Genomic DNA, 16,969 nt, shown 5'->3' with positions numbered 1-16,969 from the left:
ACTCCCAACACCCTGTCCCATAATCTCATTACGTGCCGTCGCCGCCATCCCTACAGTGGAGTCATGGCCACGCTCACCGCCGAGCGGCCGTCGCGCGGACCCGCCCGACGGCTCAAGACCTGGACGATGACCCGGGAGGCACTGACCATCGGGTTCGACGCCGGCGACGGCTTCCTGGGCCGGCTGCGTGGTAGCGACATCACCCGATTCCGTTGCGGTGGACGACGTTTCGTATCGATAAGTCATCCGGACTACGTCGATCACGTGCTGCACGAGGCGCGCCTGAAGTACGTCAAGTCCAACGAGTACGAGCCCATCCGCGCCACTGCCGGCATCAACCTGCTCACCGACGAAGGCGAATCCTGGGCCGCCCACCGCGGCACGCTCAACCCCACCTTCGCCCGCCGCCACCTCAATGACCTCGTCGACCTGATGAGCGACCCGATCGCCCAAGTCACCGCATCGATGCAACCGAGCGCGCCGTTCGACATGCACCAGACGATGGTCGAGGCCACCCTCCGGGTGGTGGCCAACGCCCTCTTCAGCCAGGACTTCGGCCCGTTGGTGCAGAGCATGGATGATCTTGCGACCCGCGGGCTTCGGCGCGCGGAAAAGCTGCAGCGACTCGGGCTGTGGGGACTGATGCCGCCCCCGATGTACGACGCGCTGCATTGGCTGGCCTTCTCGGGCGTCCGCATGCCCCCACCACTGCGCGACCTCCAGAGCATCACCCTGGCGCTGGATCGTGCGGTCAACGCGGTGATCGATCAGCGCCTTGCGCACCCCACGGACGGAAATGACCTGCTCAACGTACTGCTGCGCGCCGACGGGGGCACGTGGCCGCGCCAGCGCGTGCGCGACGAGGCGCTGACCTTCATGCTTGCCGGCCACGAAACCACCGCGAACGCCATGTCCTGGTTCTGGTATCTGATGGCGCTGCACCCCGAGGCGCGCGCCCGGATGGTCGCCGAGGTCGACGACGTGCTGGGAACCCGCCCGCCTACGGCCGACGACCTCGGTCGGTTGCCCTGGACGACGGCGTGCCTGCAGGAGTCGCAGCGCTACTTCTCGTCGGTGTGGATCATCGCGCGCAGGGCGATCGCCGACGACGTCATCGACGCGCACCATATTCGCCGCGGCACCACGGTCGTGATCCCGATCCATCACATCCACCACGACCCACGCTGGTGGCCCGACCCAGAAGTCTTTGATCCCGGCAGGTTCTTGCACGGTGCGCGGGATCGTCCGCGATCGGCTTACCTGCCGTTCGGCGGCGGACGCCGCATCTGCATCGGCCAGAGTTTTGCTTTGATGGAGATGGTGCTGATTGCGGCAATCATGAGTCAGCGCTTCGCGTTCGACCTGGCGCCCGGCCACCGCGTCGAACTCGAAGCCACGTTAACGTTGCGGCCCAAACACGGACTGCACCTGATCGGAAGCGGGCGTTAGATGCCGGACTACGAGATCCTGATCGTCGGTGCCGGATTCTCCGGAATCGGCTCGGCAATAAAGCTGGACCAAGCGGGATTCCACGACTACCTGGTGATCGAAGCGGGCGACGGTGTCGGCGGCACCTGGCATTGGAACACCTACCCCGGTATCGCCGTGGACATTCCGTCGTTCTCCTACCAGTTCTCCTTTGAACAGAGCGCGGAGTGGTCCCGCACCTACGCACCCGGGCGCGAACTCAAGGGGTACGCCGAGCACTGCGTCGACAAGTACGGCATCCGGCCCCGAATTCGGTTCAACACCAAGGTAATTTCGGCCGAATTCGACGATGCGCACAGCATTTGGCGGGTACAGACGGAGCCGGGCGGTGAAGTCACGGCTCGATTTCTGATCAACGCCTGCGGCGTGCTGACCGTGCCGAAACTGCCGGACATCGACGGCGTCGACTCCTTTGACGGCATCACCATGCACACCGCGCGCTGGGACCACAGCCAGGACCTGTCCGGCAAGCGGGTTGCGATCATCGGCACGGGCGCGTCGGCCGTGCAGGTCATTCCGGAGATCGCGCCGAAAGTGGCCCAGCTGACTGTATTTCAGCGAACCCCGATCTGGTGCTTCCCCAAGCTCGACGTGCCGCTGCCCGCGGCGGCGCGCTGGGCGATGCGCATTCCCGGCGGCAAGGTCGTTCAGAGGCTGCTCAGCCAGGCGTTCGTGGAACTGACCTTCCCCCTTGCGGCGCAATACTTCACCGTCTTTCCGCTGGCCAAGAACATGGGTGCGGCCGGCCGCAGGTACCTGCGCGAGCAGGTCAAGGATCCGGAGGTGCGGGCCAAGCTCACCCCGCAATACGCCGTGGGCTGTAAGCGACCCGGCTTCCACAACGAATATCTGGCCACGTTCAATCGCGACAACGTTCGACTCGTCACCGAGCCGATCGACAAGATCACCCCCAGCGCGGTGGTGTCCACAGACGGTGAAGACCACGAAATCGACGTGTTGATTCTGGCGACCGGCTTCAAGGTGATGGACACCGATAGCGTCCCCACCTATGCCGTTGCGGGCAGTGGCGGCCGGTCCTTGAGCCGGTACTGGGACGAGAACCGGTTGCAGGCTTACGAGGGTGTCAGCGTTCCCGGATTCCCGAATATGTTCACCGTTTTCGGCCCGTACGGCTACGTCGGATCATCGTACTTCGCGCTTATCGAGACTCAGACCCATCACATCGTGCGCTGCCTGAAACGCGCCCGGAAGAACGGGGCGACCAAAGTCGAGGTACGCGAAGAGGCCAATGCCCGCTACTTCGCGGAGATGATGCGCAAGCGCCATCGGCAGATCTTCTGGCAGGACAGCTGCCGATTGGCCAACAGCTACTACTTTGACAAGAACGGCGACGTGCCGATCCGGCCGACCACCACGGTCGAAGCCTATTGGCGCAGTCGGCGGTTCGATCTCGAGGACTATCGCTTCACCGCCTGAGCGGGGAGGCTACGCTCGAACGATGGCAAAGGAGTTTTCGCGCATCGACGCGCCGCTGCGCGAATTCATCGGCAAGCAGGCGATGTTCTTCGTCGCCACTGCGCCGAGCACGGGCGGCCGGATCAACCTGTCCCCCAAGGGATACCAAGACACCTTTGCGGTGCTCGATGACCACACCGTTGCCTACCTCGACCTGTTCGGCAGCGGCGTTGAAACCATCGCGCATTTGCGGGACAACGGCCGAATCACCATCATGTTCTGTTCGTTCACCCGCAACTCGCGAATACTGAGATTGTTCGGCACCGGCCGCGTCGTTCGTCCCGACGATGCCGAATTCGACCGGATCCGAAGCCATTTCGGCGACCTGCGGTCGGGTCTACGGGCTGCCATTGTCATCGATGTCGAGCGCATTGCCGACGCCTGCGGATTCGCGGTGCCCTATTACGAACTCGTCGACGAACGACCGGTACTCGAGACCCATCACGTCAAGGCGCCCGAGGAGGCCTACGCCCGCTTGATCGGTCGCAATCAGCACAGCATCGATGGATTGCCTGGATTGGACCCCGACCACCCGCCACCGCCGCCGGTAGGGGGTTAGGCCGGCAACTAACCCCGCCGAAAGCCACGCTGGCGTGACGCTTGGCGTCGAGCGCCACGCTGGCGTGACGCTCGGCGAGAAGAGTGCGGCGAGACGCTCAACGAGAAGAGTGCGGCGAGGCTAGATGGCGCGCTTGAGGTCGTCGACCTTATTCAACTGCTCCCAGGGCAGTTCGATGTCGGTACGACCGAAGTGTCCGTAGGCCGCCGTCTGCGCGTAGATCGGCCGCAGCAGATCCAGGTCGCGGATGATGGCACCGGGCCGCAGGTCGAACACCTCAGGCACAATCTTCTCGATCTTGACCGGGTCGACGGTCGCGGTGCCGAAGGTCTCGATGAACAAGCCGACCGGGGCGGCCTTGCCGATGGCGTAGGCCACCTGTACCTCGACCCGCTCGGCCAGGCCGGCGGCGACGATGTTCTTGGCCACCCAGCGCATCGCGTAGGCCGCCGACCGGTCCACCTTCGACGGGTCCTTGCCCGAGAAGGCGCCACCGCCGTGGCGGGCCCAGCCGCCGTAGGTGTCGACGATGATCTTGCGACCGGTCAGACCGGCGTCGCCCATCGGACCGCCCAGGACGAACTTGCCGGTCGGGTTGACCAACACCCGGGTAGCCGACGCGTCCAGCGTCTCGTGGGCGAGCTCCTTCAGCACGTGGCCGAGCACGTGCTCGCGGATGTCGGGGTCCAGCGTCTTCTCCAGGTCGACCCCGTCGGCGTGCTGGGTGGAAACGACCACCGTGTCCAGCCGAACCGGGACGTCGTCCTCGTAGGCGATGGTGACCTGGGTCTTGCCGTCGGGCCGCAGGTAGGGCAGCACGCCGGTCTTGCGCACCTCGGTCAGCCGCCGCGACAGCCGGTGGGCCAACGCGATGGGCAGCGGCATCAGCTCCGGGGTGTCGTTGATCGCGTAACCGAACATCAGACCCTGGTCGCCGGCGCCCTGCGAGTCCAGCGGATCGGCCGCGCCCTCGACCCGCGCCTCGTGGGCGGTGTCGACACCCTGGGCGATGTCCGGCGATTGGGCACCGATACCGATGTTCACGCCGCATGACGCCCCGTCGAAGCCCTTTTCCGACGAGTCGTAACCGATCTCGAGAATGCGCTCGCGGACGGTGTTGGTGATGTCGGCGAAGGCATTCTTCGCCGAGGTGGTCACCTCACCGACTACGTGCACCTGCCCAGTGGTCACCAGCGTCTCGACCGCGACACGTGAGCGGGGATCCTCCGCCAAAAGCGCGTCGAGGACCGAGTCGCTGATCGCGTCACAGATCTTGTCGGGATGTCCCTCTGTCACCGACTCACTGGTAAACAGCCGACCCTTCTCGCTCACCCTGCATTCCTTCCAGTCAATGTGCCAACTTCGTTGGCGCCTAAATGTTAGTTAGGCGAATTATGGTCTTGTCCCCCAGGCCGCCTGTCCCTGTCCGGGGCTACGTCTCTAGGGCTACGTCGCCCTGGGACGTTATCAGCTATCGCTGTGCAAGAACGTGGCGATTGCGTCAACGATACGGCTGGCCATCAAAGTCTTGGAGCCGTGCTGGAGCGCGGACTCCGTGCCGTCCGACGCCAGCAGCCACCCGTCATTGCTGTCGACCTCGAACGCCCTGCCGTCGCCCACCGCGTTCACGACCAGCAAGTCGCAGCCCTTGCGCTGCAGTTTGGCCCGGGCGTGAAAGAGCACATCGCCGTTGGCGTCGCCGGTCTCGGCGGCAAACCCGACGATGGCCCGCATGTTCGGCAACTGGCCGTGTTTACGCGCCTGGACCGTGTCGGCCAGTACATCGTCGTTGCGGACCAGCTCGATGGTCGGTGCCGTGGAGTCCCTCGCGCTCTTCTTGATCTTCGCGGTGGCGACCTGGGTGGGCCGGAAGTCGGCCACCGCCGCCGCCATCACCAGCACGTTTACGTCCGGCGCGTGCTTGGACACGGCGTCGCCAAGCTGCTGGGCGGAGCTGACGTGTACGACGTTGACGCCGGCGGGGTCGATGAGGCCGGCCGTGTGACCGGCGATCAGGGTGACCTCGGCGCCGCGCTGAGCGGCCACCCGAGCGACCGCATAGCCCTGCTTGCCGGAGCTGCGGTTGCCGATGAAACGCACCGGGTCGATCGCCTCGCGGGTACCGCCTGCGGTGACCAGTACCTTGCAGCCGGCAAGGTCGTAGGGCAGCGCGTCGTGGCGCTCCAACAGCAGGTGAGCCAGGGTGGTGATCTCTTCGGCCTCCGGCAGGCGTCCCGCGCCGCTGTCAGTGCCGGTGAGCCGCCCGGATGCGGGTTCGAGGACAACCGCGCCGCGGCGGCGCAAAGTGGCGACGTTGTCGACGGTGGCCGGGTGCAACCACATCTCGGTGTGCATCGCCGGCGCGAACAGCACCGGACATCGCGCGGTGAGCAGGGTGGCGGTGAGCAGGTCGTCGGCACGACCGGCCACCGCGCGGGCAAGAAGGTCGGCGGTGGCCGGAGCGACCACCACCAGGTCGGCCTGCTGACCGAGGCGCACGTGCGGGACTTCCGGAACGTCGTCGAAAACGCCGGTACGCACCGGCGCACCGGACAGCGCTTCGAACGTCGCGGCGCCGACAAAGTTGAGCGCGGACTCGGTGGGGATGACGCGGACGTTGTGTCCGGCCTCGGCGAGCTGACGGACGACGGTGCACGCCTTATAGGCGGCGATTCCCCCGGAGACGCCGACTACGACGTTTTTGGAGACGCTCTTGGCAGTCCGCTTGCCCACCACAGTGCGCCCGGCCCGGCTCGTTACTCGCCCTCGGTGTGTTCGAGCAGGTCAGCGTGGATTTCGCGCAGTGCGATCGACAGCGGCTTCTCCTGCAACCCGGGCTCGACCAGGGGGCCGACGTACTCGAGGATGCCCTCACCCAGCTGGTTGTAGTAGTCGTTGATCTGCCGGGCCCGCTTGGCCGCGTAGATCACCAGGGCGTACTTGCTCGAGACGCGGTCCAGCAACTCGTCGATGGGTGGGTTGGTGATGCCCAACGGGGTGTCGTAGGCGCCCACTCCACCTGACGAAGGATCGAACTGATCCACCGCAGGGACGGCGGTCAACGACGTGTCGGACGGCGAGTTACTCACTAAAAAATTCTCCTGGCAGCGTAGTGCGATGCGAAAAGTCAAGAACTTGATGGGTTTCTAACCAGCAAGGATACCAATTCGGCGCACGCAGACTCTAATCGGCGATTTACCACCACTTGATCGAAGTCGCCTTGAGCTGCCAATTCGATTCGCGCCGTCTCCAGTCGGCGCTGGATGACCTCTGGTGTCTCGGTACCGCGACCGATCAACCGGGCCTCCAAATCCTCCCAGCTGGGCGGTGCGAGGAACACCGTCAGGACCTCAGGCATCGTTTGTTTGATGGCTCTGGCTCCGGCCAGGTCCACCTCGATGAGCACCGGCACACCGGAAGCAGCGGCCTCGCGTACCGGCTGGGCCAGGGTGCCCGAGCGGTGCAATCCACCGTGGATTTCCGCCCACTCCAGCAGTTCGCCCCGGTCAATGAGTTCTTGGAAGCGGGCCGGACTGACGAAGTGGTAGTCGACGCCGTCGATCTCCCCCGGACGCGGCTCTCGCGTCGTGGCCGAGACGCTGAAATGGAGGTTCGGGATCCGCTCACGCAGACACCGGACCACAGTTGATTTCCCGACCGCCGAGGGACCGGACAGCACAACGACTCGTCCTGCGCCCGGTCCCCCGCTGGAGCGCACTTTCGCCCCCAGGTCGGTATCCCCCACAGGCCGTTCGGCCTGCATTACTTCAGCTGCGCCTTAAGCCCGGGGGCCTAGGCGGAGCCGCCGAACTTTTCCAGCAGGGCCTTGCGCTGACGGTCACCAAGACCGCGCAGCCGGCGGGTAGGGGCAATCTCGAGCTCGGTCATGATTTCCTGCGCCTTGACTTTGCCAACCTTCGGCAACGCCTCCAGCAACGCAGACACCTTCATCTTGCCCAGAACTTCGTCGCTCTCGGCGTCCTTGAGCACCTGCGTGAGGTTGGTGCCACCGCGCTTTAGCCGATCTTTGAGCTCTGCTCGTGCTCGACGTGCGGCAGCAGCCTTCTCCAACGCGGCCGCGCGCTGCTCGTCGGTCAATTGGGGAAGGGCCACGATTCCTCCGTCTCTCATCGATAAAAATCGATCTTCATTTGTCTTGGCCGGGTACTCCAGCCAGCGCAGACGACCGTACTCACGGTTCCTGACGAAATCTAACCCGACCCCCCGGTTTGGCGGCCTAGGTGACCGAAAAAGTCCAGCGTGAGCTCTGCGGATGCCCTTCTGGACCGGTCTGCGCGGTATGCTCAAGCCGACGAGTCGGGGCACCCGTTCCGCGCCCATGGCCCGCGACCGCGGCCGATAACAAGGCCTCTACCAGCAGTTTTGTCTTGCTCGCACGACCACGCGTGACGTTTCGGCGCCCTACCCCGCGGCTGCGGAGCGCGCATCGGCGCGGCCGCGTGCCACGAATCACGCTTTTTCGTCGTGCGTCGCGCGTGTCGTGGCGAGATAGGCGACTGAATCAAGCATCCGCTCTCCGGCCGCACGCAGGGCCGACACGGCCGGTCCGGCGCACAGGACCTCGCGTGAGACCGCTGGTAGGAGCCACTCCGACGCGGCTCCGCCCAGGCCCGCCAGCGCCTCGGGGCGCCCGCCCTGGACGCCCACGCCGGGGATGAGCACCGGCCCGCCCAAGGCGCTGAGATCGGGTGGTTGTTCGACCGTGGCGCCGACGACCACCCCCAGCGAGCCGGGCTCGGACGTTGTCTTTGTGTTTGCTGCACCCACCTCGTCGACGATCAGCTGAGCCACCGTGCGCCCGTCGTTCCGCGCGCGCTGCACGGTCGAACCCTCCGGGTTGGAGGTGGCGGCAAGCACGAAGACCCCCCGGTCATGTGCCGCGGCGACCTCCAGCAGCGGCCGCAACGAACCGAAGCCGAGGTACGGCGAGGCCGTCACCGCGTCCGCGGCCAGCGGCGAGTCGCCCGCCCACGCCGCGGCGTAGGCCGCCATCGTGGAGCCGATGTCCCCGCGTTTTGCGTCGGCGATCACCAACACGCCGTCGGCGCGCAGCGCGGCGATGGTGCGTTCCAGCACCGCGAACCCGGCGGCGCCGTACGCCTCGAAAAACGCCACCTGGGGTTTGACCGCGGCGAACCCGGCGTAGGCCTGCACGCAGATGTCACAGAAGGCGGCCAGGCCGTCGGCGGTGGTCGGCAGCCCCCAGGCCTGCAGCAACTCGGGATGCGGATCGATACCCAGACACAGCGGCCCGCGACGCGCCCTCGCGTCGAGCAGGCGGGCGCCGAAGCCGGTCACCTGTCGGTGCCGCTTTCGGCTCGCCCTTGGGCGCCGATCGCGCGGTGCAACTCCTGCAGTGACTGCACCCCGATGTCGCCGCGGATTCCGGCCTCGATGCCCTGCACGGCCGCCGAGGCGCCCTGCACGGTGGTGACGCACGGGATGTTGGCCTGTACCGCGGCCGACCGGATCTCATAGCCGTCAATACGCGGCCCGGAATTGCCGTATGGGGTGTTGATCACCATGTCGACCTCGCCGGCCCGGATCGCGTCGACCGCGGACACCGGGGGCCGGCCCGGTTCCGGCGACTGGAAGTGCTTGCGCACCTCGTCACAGGGAATTCCGTTGCGGCGCAGCGTCTCCGCGGTCCCCTCGGTGGCCAGGACGCGGAACCCGAGGTCGGCCAGTCGCTTCACCGGGAAGACCAGCGAGCGCTTGTCGCGGTTGGCGACCGAGACGAACACCGTGCCCTGCGCCGGCAGCGATCCGTAAGCGGCGGTTTGGCTCTTGGCGAAGGCGCTGCCGAAGTCGCGGTCGATTCCCATCACTTCGCCCGTCGACTTCATCTCCGGGCCCAGCAGGGAATCGATGGCGGCCCCGTCGGCGCGCCGGAACCGGTGGAAGGGCAGTACAGCTTCCTTGACGGCGATCGGAGCGTACGGATCCGCGTGGGCGCCGTCCCCGGACTCGGCCAGCATGCCTTCGGCACGCAGTTGAGCAATACTGGCGCCCAGCATGATTCGGGCGCATGCCTTGGCGAGCGGGACGGCGGTTGCCTTGGAGACGAACGGAACGGTGCGGCTGGCCCTCGGGTTGGCTTCCAGGACGTAGAGCACGTCGTCCTTCAGCGCGTACTGCACGTTGAGCAGACCCACCACGCCGATGCCGTGGGCGATGGCCTCGGTGGCCTTGCGCACCTTCTCAATGTCGCTGCGGCCCAACGTCACCGGCGGCAGTGCGCACGCCGAATCACCGGAGTGGACCCCGGCCTCTTCGATGTGCTCCATGATCCCGCCGATGTAGACCTCGGCGCCGTCGCACAGCGCGTCGACGTCGATCTCGACGGCGTCTTCGAGGAAGCGGTCGACGAGCACCGGGTGCTCGGGTGAGAGCTGGGTGGCGCGGGTGATGTAGCCCTCGAGCGTCGCCTCGTCATAGACGATCTCCATGCCGCGGCCGCCCAACACATACGACGGGCGCACCAACACCGGGTAGCCGATGTCGTCGGCGATGCGGCGAGCCTGCGCGAAAGTGGTTGCCATGCCGTATTTCGGCGCGGGCAGTCCCGCGCTGCTCAGCACGTCGCCGAAGGCGCCGCGGTCCTCGGCCAAGTCGATCGCTTCCGGCGAGGTGCCGACGATAGGCACGCCTGCGTCGAAGAGCCGCTGGGCCAACCCCAACGGCGTCTGGCCGCCAAGTTGGACGATGACCCCGACCACCCCGGGCCCGCCGGCGCCAGACTGGTCCTCGGCGTGGAACACCTCGAGGACGTCCTCGAACGTCAGCGGCTCGAAGTACAACCGGTCGGCGGTGTCGTAGTCGGTGGACACCGTTTCCGGGTTGCAGTTGACCATCACGGTCTCGAAACCGGCCTGGCTCAACGTGGTTGCCGCGTGCACGCAGCTGTAGTCGAATTCGATGCCCTGACCGATCCGGTTCGGGCCGGACCCCAGAATCAGCACCTTGGGCTTCTCGGTCTGCGGCGCCACCTCGGTCTCGGCGGCCGGATCGAGTTCATAGCTGCTGTAGTGGTAGGGCGTCTTGGCCTCGAACTCCGCCGCACAGGTGTCCACCGTCTTGTACACAGGGTGGATCCCGAGACGCTCCCGCAGGGACCGCACCCCGGCTTCGCCGGCCAGTTCTGGCCGCAGCGCGGCGATCTGGCGGTCGGACAGTCCGCTGTGCTTGGCGTGGCGCAACAGGTCGGCGTCCAGCACGGGCGCGTCGACGAGTTCGGCGCGCAGGCCCACCAATTCGTCGATCTGCGCGACGAACCAGGGGTCGACGCCGCTGGCATTGGCCACTCGTTCCACCGAGGCGCCCAGGCGCAACGCCAATTCGATGTCGTACAGGCGGCCTTCGGTGGGAGTCTGCAGCCGCTCGAGCACGGCGTCGACGTCGCCGTCGGGATCCGGGCCCGTCCAGAATCCGGCCCGGGTGGTCTCCAGCGAACGCATCACCTTGCCCAAGGCCTCAACGAAGTTGCGGCCCAACGACATTGCTTCTCCGACGGACTTCATCGTGGTGGTCAGCGTCGGGTCGGCGCCCGGGAACTTTTCGAAGGCGAACCGCGGCGCCTTGACCACGACATAGTCCAGGGTGGGCTCGAAACAGGCCGGAGTTTCCTTGGTGATGTCGTTGACGATTTCGTCGAGGGTGTACCCGATGGCCAGTTTGGCGGCGATCTTGGCGATCGGAAAGCCGGTGGCCTTGGAAGCCAGCGCGCTGGACCGCGACACCCGAGGGTTCATCTCGATCACGATGAGCCGGCCGTCCTTCGGGTTGACCGCGAACTGAATGTTGCAGCCCCCGGTGTCCACGCCGACCTCGCGCAGGATCGCGATGCCCATGTCGCGCATCTTCTGGTATTCCCGGTCGGTCAGCGTCATGGCCGGCGCAACCGTGACCGAGTCGCCGGTGTGCACGCCCATCGGATCGACATTCTCGATCGAGCACACCACCACCACGTTGTCGTGGCCGTCGCGCATCAGCTCGAGCTCGAATTCCTTCCAGCCGTAAATCGATTCCTCGATCAGCACGTTGGCGCTGGGGCTGGCGGCCAGTCCCGCGCCGGCCATCCGCCCCACCTCTTCGGCGGAGTTGGCCAAACCCGAACCCAGCCCGCCCATGGTGAAACTCGGCCGCACCACCACGGGCAGACCGAGTTCCTCGACCGTCTCGCGAACCTCGTCCATGGTGAAACACACTCGGCTGCGCGCGGATTCGCCGCCCACCTTGGCGACGATGTCTTTGAACCGTTGCCGGTCCTCGCCGCGCTGGATGGCGTCGAAGTCCGCGCCGATCAGCTCCACCCCGTAGCGTTCCAGCACCCCGCTCTCGTACAGCGCCACCGCGGTGTTGAGCGCGGTCTGCCCGCCCAGGGTGGCCAGTAGGGCGTCAATCCTGTTGCCGCGCTCGGCCTGTTGGGCGATCACCCGCTCCACGAACGCCGGGGTGATCGGCTCCACGTAGGTGTAGTCGGCGTACTCCGGGTCGGTCATGATGGTGGCCGGGTTGGAGTTGACCAGGCTGACCGTCAGCCCCTCCGCGCGCAGCACCCGGCATGCCTGGGTGCCCGAGTAGTCGAACTCGCAGGCCTGGCCGATGACGATCGGCCCGGATCCGATCACCAGGACGTGGTTGATATCAGTCCGCCGCGGCACTAGTTGGCCCCTTCATTCCGGGCGCGAGTGTGCGCAGTTGTACACCGGTTACGGCGTGTCGCCGTGCCAACACGCACGCTCGCGGTCATTGGTGGCCTTCCATGAGGTCGATGAACTGGTCGAACAGGTACTCCGCATCGTGCGGGCCCGCGGCGGCTTCGGGGTGGTATTGCACCGAAAAGGCCCGCCCGTCGGTGAGTTTCACGCCCTCGACCACTCCGTCATTGGCGCAGGTGTGGCTGACGACGGCCGCACCGAACGGTGTGTCGAAGGTCTGACCCGCCTCGCCTTCCAGCGCGAAGCCGTGGTTCTGCGCGGTCACCGCGACCCGTCCGGTGGCGTGGTCGATGACCGGGATGTTGATCCCGCGGTGGCCGAACACCAGCTTGTAGGTGGACAAACCCAGGGCGCGGCCCAGGATTTGGTTGCCGAAGCAGATCCCGAACAGCGGTATCCCGGCGCTCAGCACCTCTTTGGTCACCGCGACGACGTGGTCGGCGGTGGCGGGGTCGCCGGGGCCGTTGGACAGGAATACGCCGTCCGGCTTGATTTCGGCGATCTGATCGAAGGTGGCCGAAGCCGGCAGGACGTGGCTGCGAATGCCGCGCCGGGCGAAGTTGCGCGGCGTGTTGGTCTTGATGCCCAGGTCGAGGGCGGCCACGGTGAACCGGGTCGGCCCGTCGGGGTCGACGATGTAGGTGTCCGGGGTGCTGACCTCGCCGGCCAGGTCGGCGCCCAGCATCGGCTGCTGGGCACGCACCCGCTCGACCAGCTCGTCAGCATCGGCCAGGGCCGCACCCGAGAACACGCCCGCCTTCATCGATCCGCGGCTGCGCAGGTGGCGTACCACGGCCCGGGTGTCGATCCCGGCGATCCCGACGATGTTCTGCCGGATGAGTTCGTCCTCGAGCGTGCTGGTCGCCCGCCAATTGGAGGCGCGCGGCGACGGGTCGCGCACCGCGTAGCCGGCCACCCAGATCTTGTCGCCTCGGCTTTCGGCGTCCTCGTTGTTCCAGCCGGTGTTGCCGATCTGCGGCGCGGTGGCCACCACGATCTGGCGGTGATAGCTGGGATCGGTCAGCGTCTCCTGGTAGCCCGACATCGCCGTGCTGAACACCGCTTCACCGAGTGTCTGCCCGATCTTGCCGAACGGCACCCCGGTGAAGATGCGGCCATCCTCAAGCACCAAAACGGCCTTACTGCTCACGTGCGCGGCTCCTCCTTGCCATTGGGCCGGTCCGTGCCGTCCAGCCAGTTCTCATAGTCGGCGCGGTTGTTCGCGCGGAACCCGGTGTCCATCTCGACCCCCGAAGGCAGCCGCCACCGGATCGCCAACACCCCGACGCGACTGATTACTTTGCCGGCGACGCCGCGCTCCAAACGGATTGCGCTGATCGACTCTTCCGGGATCCAGATGGGGTTGGCGCGGACACGCTCCACCAGGATGCCCTCGGGGTAGCGGGTGAGCACAGCCTTGCTGCGATAGCCCAGGTCGCCCGTGGTGACCCGCTCGTTCCACTCCGGGGCCAGGGTGCAACCGCAATACAAACCTTGGGTGGTCAGGATCGCGGAGCCCAGGGTGTCGGGGATGTCGGGCATGTTGCCCAGAAGTTCCGCCTGCCGCTCACCCCGGCGCCGCCAGCCGCGCATCATCAGCTGGATCACCACCGCGATCGCCACGACCACGATGGCCGCGAAGATCAGCGATCCAACCAGCGTGCCGGTGTTCATGAGCGCCACTCCTCATCGCTGCGCTCTGCATCGTCGCCGGCGCGGTTCATACCGGACTCTTCCCGTCCCGCGCAGTGACTTTCCCACGCAGCAGGGTCGCGGTCACGGCCGCCGGCAAGGTCATCGACTCGTAGGGGGTGTTGTTCGACCGACTCGCCAGCTCCGTTCCGGCGACCGTCCAGGTCGCGGCGGGATCCACCACGGTCAAGTTGGCCGGCTCGCCCACCTCAATCGGCCGGCCTTGATCGGGCAGCCCGACAATGCGCGCCGGATTCTCGCTCATCACCCGTGCGACGTCGCGCCAATTCAGCAGACCGGGTTGCACCATGGTCTGCACGACGACCGACAGAGCGGTCTGCAGACCCAGCATCCCCGGGCGTGCCGCGGAGAACTCGACGCATTTCTCGTGCTCCGCGTGCGGAGCGTGATCGGTGGCCACACAGTCGATTACCCCGTCGGCGAGTGCCTGACGCAGCGCGATCGCGTCGCCGGCTTCGCGCAGCGGCGGATTGACTCGATTGATGCCGTCGTAGGTTTGCAGCCGGCTGTCGTCCAGCAACAGGTGATGCGGGGTCACCTCGGCGGTGATCGAAATGCCTTGATCCTTAGCCCATTTCAGGATCTCCACGGTGCCCGCCGTGGACGCGTGGCAGATGTGCACCCGCGCTCCCGCATCCCGGGCCAGCAGGGCGTCGCGGGCGACGATCGATTCTTCGGCGGCCCTCGGCCATCCGGCCAGCCCCAGGCGGGCGGCCGTCGGTCCCTCGTGGGCGACGGCGCCGACCGTCAGCCGTGGCTCCTCCGCGTGCTGGGCGATCAGCACACCCAGCCCCCTGGCGTATTCCAGGGCCCGGCGCATCACCAACGGGTCGTGCACGCAGATGCCGTCGTCGGAGAACATCCGCACCTGGGCGGCGCCGGCATGCATCATGCCCATCTCGGTCAGCTCGGCTCCGGCCAGCCCGACGGTGACCGCGCCGACGGGGTGGACGTCGACCAGACCGACTTCCTGCCCGCGGCGCCAGACGTGGTCGGTGACCACCGGGCTGTCGGCCACCGGGTTGGTGTTGGCCATCGCGAACACCGCCGTGTACCCGCCGAGAGCCGCTGCGGCCGAACCGGTTTCGATGTCCTCGGCGTATTCGCGGCCGGGCTCGCGCAGGTGGGTGTGCAGGTCGACGAATCCGGGCAGCAGCACCTGGTCGGTGGCGTCGATAACGTCTGCCGTGTCGGGGATTTCCAGACCTGGACCGATCTCGGCGATCTGGCCCTCGTAGCCGGGAGCGTCGACCAGGACATCGACCCGCTCCCCTTCACCGTAGAGCCGGACACCGCGCAGCAACACGCTCATGCCGCCCCCTCTTTTCCGGCTATCTCGGTGCCCAGCAGGACATGGAACAGCACCGCCATGCGTACATGCACCCCGTTCGAAACCTGTTGCAACACAGCGGATTGTGAGGAATCCGCCACCGAAGACGAAATCTCCATGCCGCGCAGCATGGGCCCCGGGTGCAGCACCACGGCATGCCCGGGCAACAGCGCCTGCCGGCGAGCGGAGAGTCCGTACAGCGTCGAATACTCGCGCACGGACGGGAAGAAGCCGCCGTTCATCCGCTCGGCCTGCACCCGCAACATCAGCACGGCGTCGGCGGCGGGTAGTTCCGCGTCGAAGTCGTTGGAAACCGTTACCGGCCAACCGTCGACGCCCACCGGCAGCAAGGTCGGCGGCGCTACCAGCACCACCTCGGCGCCCAACGTGTGCAGCAGCATCACGTTGGACCGGGCGACCCGGCTGTGCAGGACATCGCCGACGATCACGACGCGCCGGCCTTCGATGCCGCCGAGTCGTTGGCGGATGGTCAGCGCGTCCAGCAGCGCCTGGGTGGGATGCTCGTGCGTGCCGTCGCCGGCGTTGATCACCGCAGGCCCGTCGGTGTTTTCCGCGCCCGAGCCGGTCGCGGTCCAGTCGGCGAGCAGATGCGCGGCACCGGACGCCGGATGACGGATGATCAGCGCATCGGCGCCGGCCGCCCGCAAGGTCAGCGCGGTGTCGCGCAGCGACTCACCCTTGCCCACCGACGATCCTGCCGCGCTGACGTTGATCACGTCCGCGCTCATCCACTTGCCGGCGACCTCGAACGACACTCGGGTGCGGGTCGAGTTCTCGTAGAACATCGTGACGATGGTGCGGCCTCGTAGCGTCGGCAGCTTCTTGACATCGCGGCCCAGCAGGGCCTGCGCGAAGTGGTCGGCGTCGTCGAGGATCGCCGTCGCATCGTCGCGGGTCAGGTCACCGGCGGCCAGTAGGTGCCTCGGAGTCATCGTGAAATCACCACCCCGTCGCGACCATCGTGTTCGGCCAACAGGACATGCACGCTCTCGCTGCGCGACGTCGGCACGTTCTTGCCCACGTAGTCCGCGCGCACCGGCAGTTCGCGATGGCCACGGTCGACGAGCACGGCCAGTTGCACGATCCGCGGGCGGCCCACGTCGCGCAGCGCGTCGAGAGCCGAGCGCACCGAGCGACCGGAGTAGAGCACGTCGTCGACGAGGATGACCAGCGCGTCGTCGATGCCGCCTTCGGGGATCGAGGTCTCCTCGAGCGGCCGAGGCGGCTTGATCATCAGGTCGTCGCGGTACAGGGTGATGTCCAAGGCGCCGTGGCTGACATCGACCCCGCTGAATTCGGCGATGTTGGCCGCCAGGCGTTGGGCCAGGATGACGCCCCGGGTGGGAATGCCCAACAGGACGACGCGGGGCCCGTCGGGGCTGTCCAACGCGGTTTTTTCAATGATCTGGTGCGCGATGCGCGAAACAGTGCGGCCCACGTCGGCCGCAGACATCAGCTCCCTGCCGGTGGCAGCATCCACACTGACCTCCTTCTCCGCCTCTCTGGACGGCCCGTTAAAGGATGTCGACTGCCGGGCAGCGTAACACGCCGCCATTCGACGACGCAGGTCGCGCTGAACCGGCGCGTTCGTGACGATCGACTCTTGACGAACTGCGCCTCAATCGGATCATGCGGTTGGGG

15 protein-coding genes are annotated in these 16,969 nt (G+C 66.7%); 3 read left to right on the top strand and 12 right to left on the bottom strand.

Going from position 1 to position 16,969, the window contains the following annotated elements; translation table 11 throughout:
- Positions 1-63 precede the first annotated feature (63 nt).
- The 3 genes from G6N68_RS10465 to G6N68_RS10455 are packed head-to-tail and all read left to right on the top strand — an operon-like array spanning position 64 to position 3,523.
- Positions 64-1,449: a cytochrome P450 gene (locus G6N68_RS10465; RefSeq protein WP_163711325.1), complete on the top strand. Its 1,386-nt coding sequence runs from the start codon at positions 64-66 to the stop codon at positions 1,447-1,449.
- Entirely contained in the window at positions 1,450-2,925 is a 1,476-nt protein-coding gene (locus G6N68_RS10460; RefSeq protein ID WP_163711323.1) for a flavin-containing monooxygenase, read from the top strand.
- A 22-nt stretch (positions 2,926-2,947) separates the two neighbouring features.
- Positions 2,948-3,523 carry a pyridoxamine 5'-phosphate oxidase family protein gene (locus G6N68_RS10455; RefSeq protein ID WP_163711320.1) on the top strand — a complete coding sequence of 192 codons (576 nt, stop codon included), beginning with the start codon at positions 2,948-2,950 and terminating at the stop codon, positions 3,521-3,523.
- A 120-nt stretch (positions 3,524-3,643) separates the two neighbouring features.
- On the opposite strand, the gene metK is transcribed toward G6N68_RS10455, so the two are convergent.
- The 12 genes from metK to pyrR form a co-directional block, all read right to left on the bottom strand.
- Positions 3,644-4,855: a methionine adenosyltransferase gene (metK, locus tag G6N68_RS10450; protein WP_163711316.1), complete on the bottom strand. Its 1,212-nt coding sequence runs from the start codon at positions 4,853-4,855 to the stop codon at positions 3,644-3,646.
- A gap of 135 nt (positions 4,856-4,990) precedes the next feature.
- On the bottom strand, positions 4,991-6,256 hold the full coding sequence (gene coaBC, locus G6N68_RS10445; protein WP_163711313.1) for a bifunctional phosphopantothenoylcysteine decarboxylase/phosphopantothenate--cysteine ligase CoaBC: 1,266 nt from the start codon (positions 6,254-6,256) through the stop codon (positions 4,991-4,993).
- Between the two features lie 23 nt (positions 6,257-6,279).
- Positions 6,280-6,612, bottom strand: coding sequence for a DNA-directed RNA polymerase subunit omega (gene rpoZ / locus G6N68_RS10440; protein ID WP_069418529.1), 333 nt, complete (start codon positions 6,610-6,612; stop codon positions 6,280-6,282).
- A 38-nt stretch (positions 6,613-6,650) separates the two neighbouring features.
- Positions 6,651-7,286 carry a guanylate kinase gene (gene gmk / locus G6N68_RS10435; RefSeq protein WP_079219578.1) on the bottom strand — a complete coding sequence of 212 codons (636 nt, stop codon included), beginning with the start codon at positions 7,284-7,286 and terminating at the stop codon, positions 6,651-6,653.
- A gap of 29 nt (positions 7,287-7,315) precedes the next feature.
- The gene (mihF, locus tag G6N68_RS10430; RefSeq protein ID WP_069418530.1) at positions 7,316-7,636 is read right to left on the bottom strand and encodes an integration host factor, actinobacterial type; all 321 of its coding nucleotides are present in this window, start codon (positions 7,634-7,636) and stop codon (positions 7,316-7,318) included.
- Positions 7,637-7,993: 357 nt separating this feature from the next.
- On the bottom strand, positions 7,994-8,842 hold the full coding sequence (gene pyrF, locus G6N68_RS10425; RefSeq protein WP_163711310.1) for an orotidine-5'-phosphate decarboxylase: 849 nt from the start codon (positions 8,840-8,842) through the stop codon (positions 7,994-7,996).
- Entirely contained in the window at positions 8,839-12,207 is a 3,369-nt protein-coding gene (carB, locus tag G6N68_RS10420) for a carbamoyl-phosphate synthase large subunit (protein ID WP_069418532.1), read from the bottom strand. The genes pyrF and carB overlap by 4 nt, the downstream gene beginning before the upstream one ends.
- A gap of 85 nt (positions 12,208-12,292) precedes the next feature.
- Entirely contained in the window at positions 12,293-13,414 is a 1,122-nt protein-coding gene (gene carA, locus G6N68_RS10415; protein ID WP_069418533.1) for a glutamine-hydrolyzing carbamoyl-phosphate synthase small subunit, read from the bottom strand.
- Entirely contained in the window at positions 13,411-13,938 is a 528-nt protein-coding gene (locus G6N68_RS10410) for a PH-like domain-containing protein (protein WP_069418534.1), read from the bottom strand. The genes carA and G6N68_RS10410 overlap by 4 nt, the downstream gene beginning before the upstream one ends.
- A gap of 46 nt (positions 13,939-13,984) precedes the next feature.
- Positions 13,985-15,289, bottom strand: a complete 1,305-nt coding sequence (locus G6N68_RS10405) for a dihydroorotase (RefSeq protein WP_163711306.1) — start codon at positions 15,287-15,289, stop codon at positions 13,985-13,987.
- Complete coding sequence (locus G6N68_RS10400; protein ID WP_163711303.1) at positions 15,286-16,260, bottom strand: aspartate carbamoyltransferase catalytic subunit; 975 nt, start codon at positions 16,258-16,260, stop codon at positions 15,286-15,288. Before G6N68_RS10400 ends, G6N68_RS10405 begins: the two co-directional genes overlap by 4 nt.
- Entirely contained in the window at positions 16,257-16,808 is a 552-nt protein-coding gene (gene pyrR, locus G6N68_RS10395; RefSeq protein WP_263992052.1) for a bifunctional pyr operon transcriptional regulator/uracil phosphoribosyltransferase PyrR, read from the bottom strand. Before pyrR ends, G6N68_RS10400 begins: the two co-directional genes overlap by 4 nt.
- Between the last annotated feature and the right edge of the window lie 161 nt (positions 16,809-16,969).

The sequence above is a fragment of the Mycobacterium bourgelatii genome (assembly GCF_010723575.1).
GTDB classification, from domain to species: Bacteria; Actinomycetota; Actinomycetes; order Mycobacteriales; family Mycobacteriaceae; genus Mycobacterium; species Mycobacterium bourgelatii.
The sequence above is the reverse complement of the archived record's forward strand: the minus strand, read 5'-3'. Positions and strand labels throughout refer to the sequence as shown.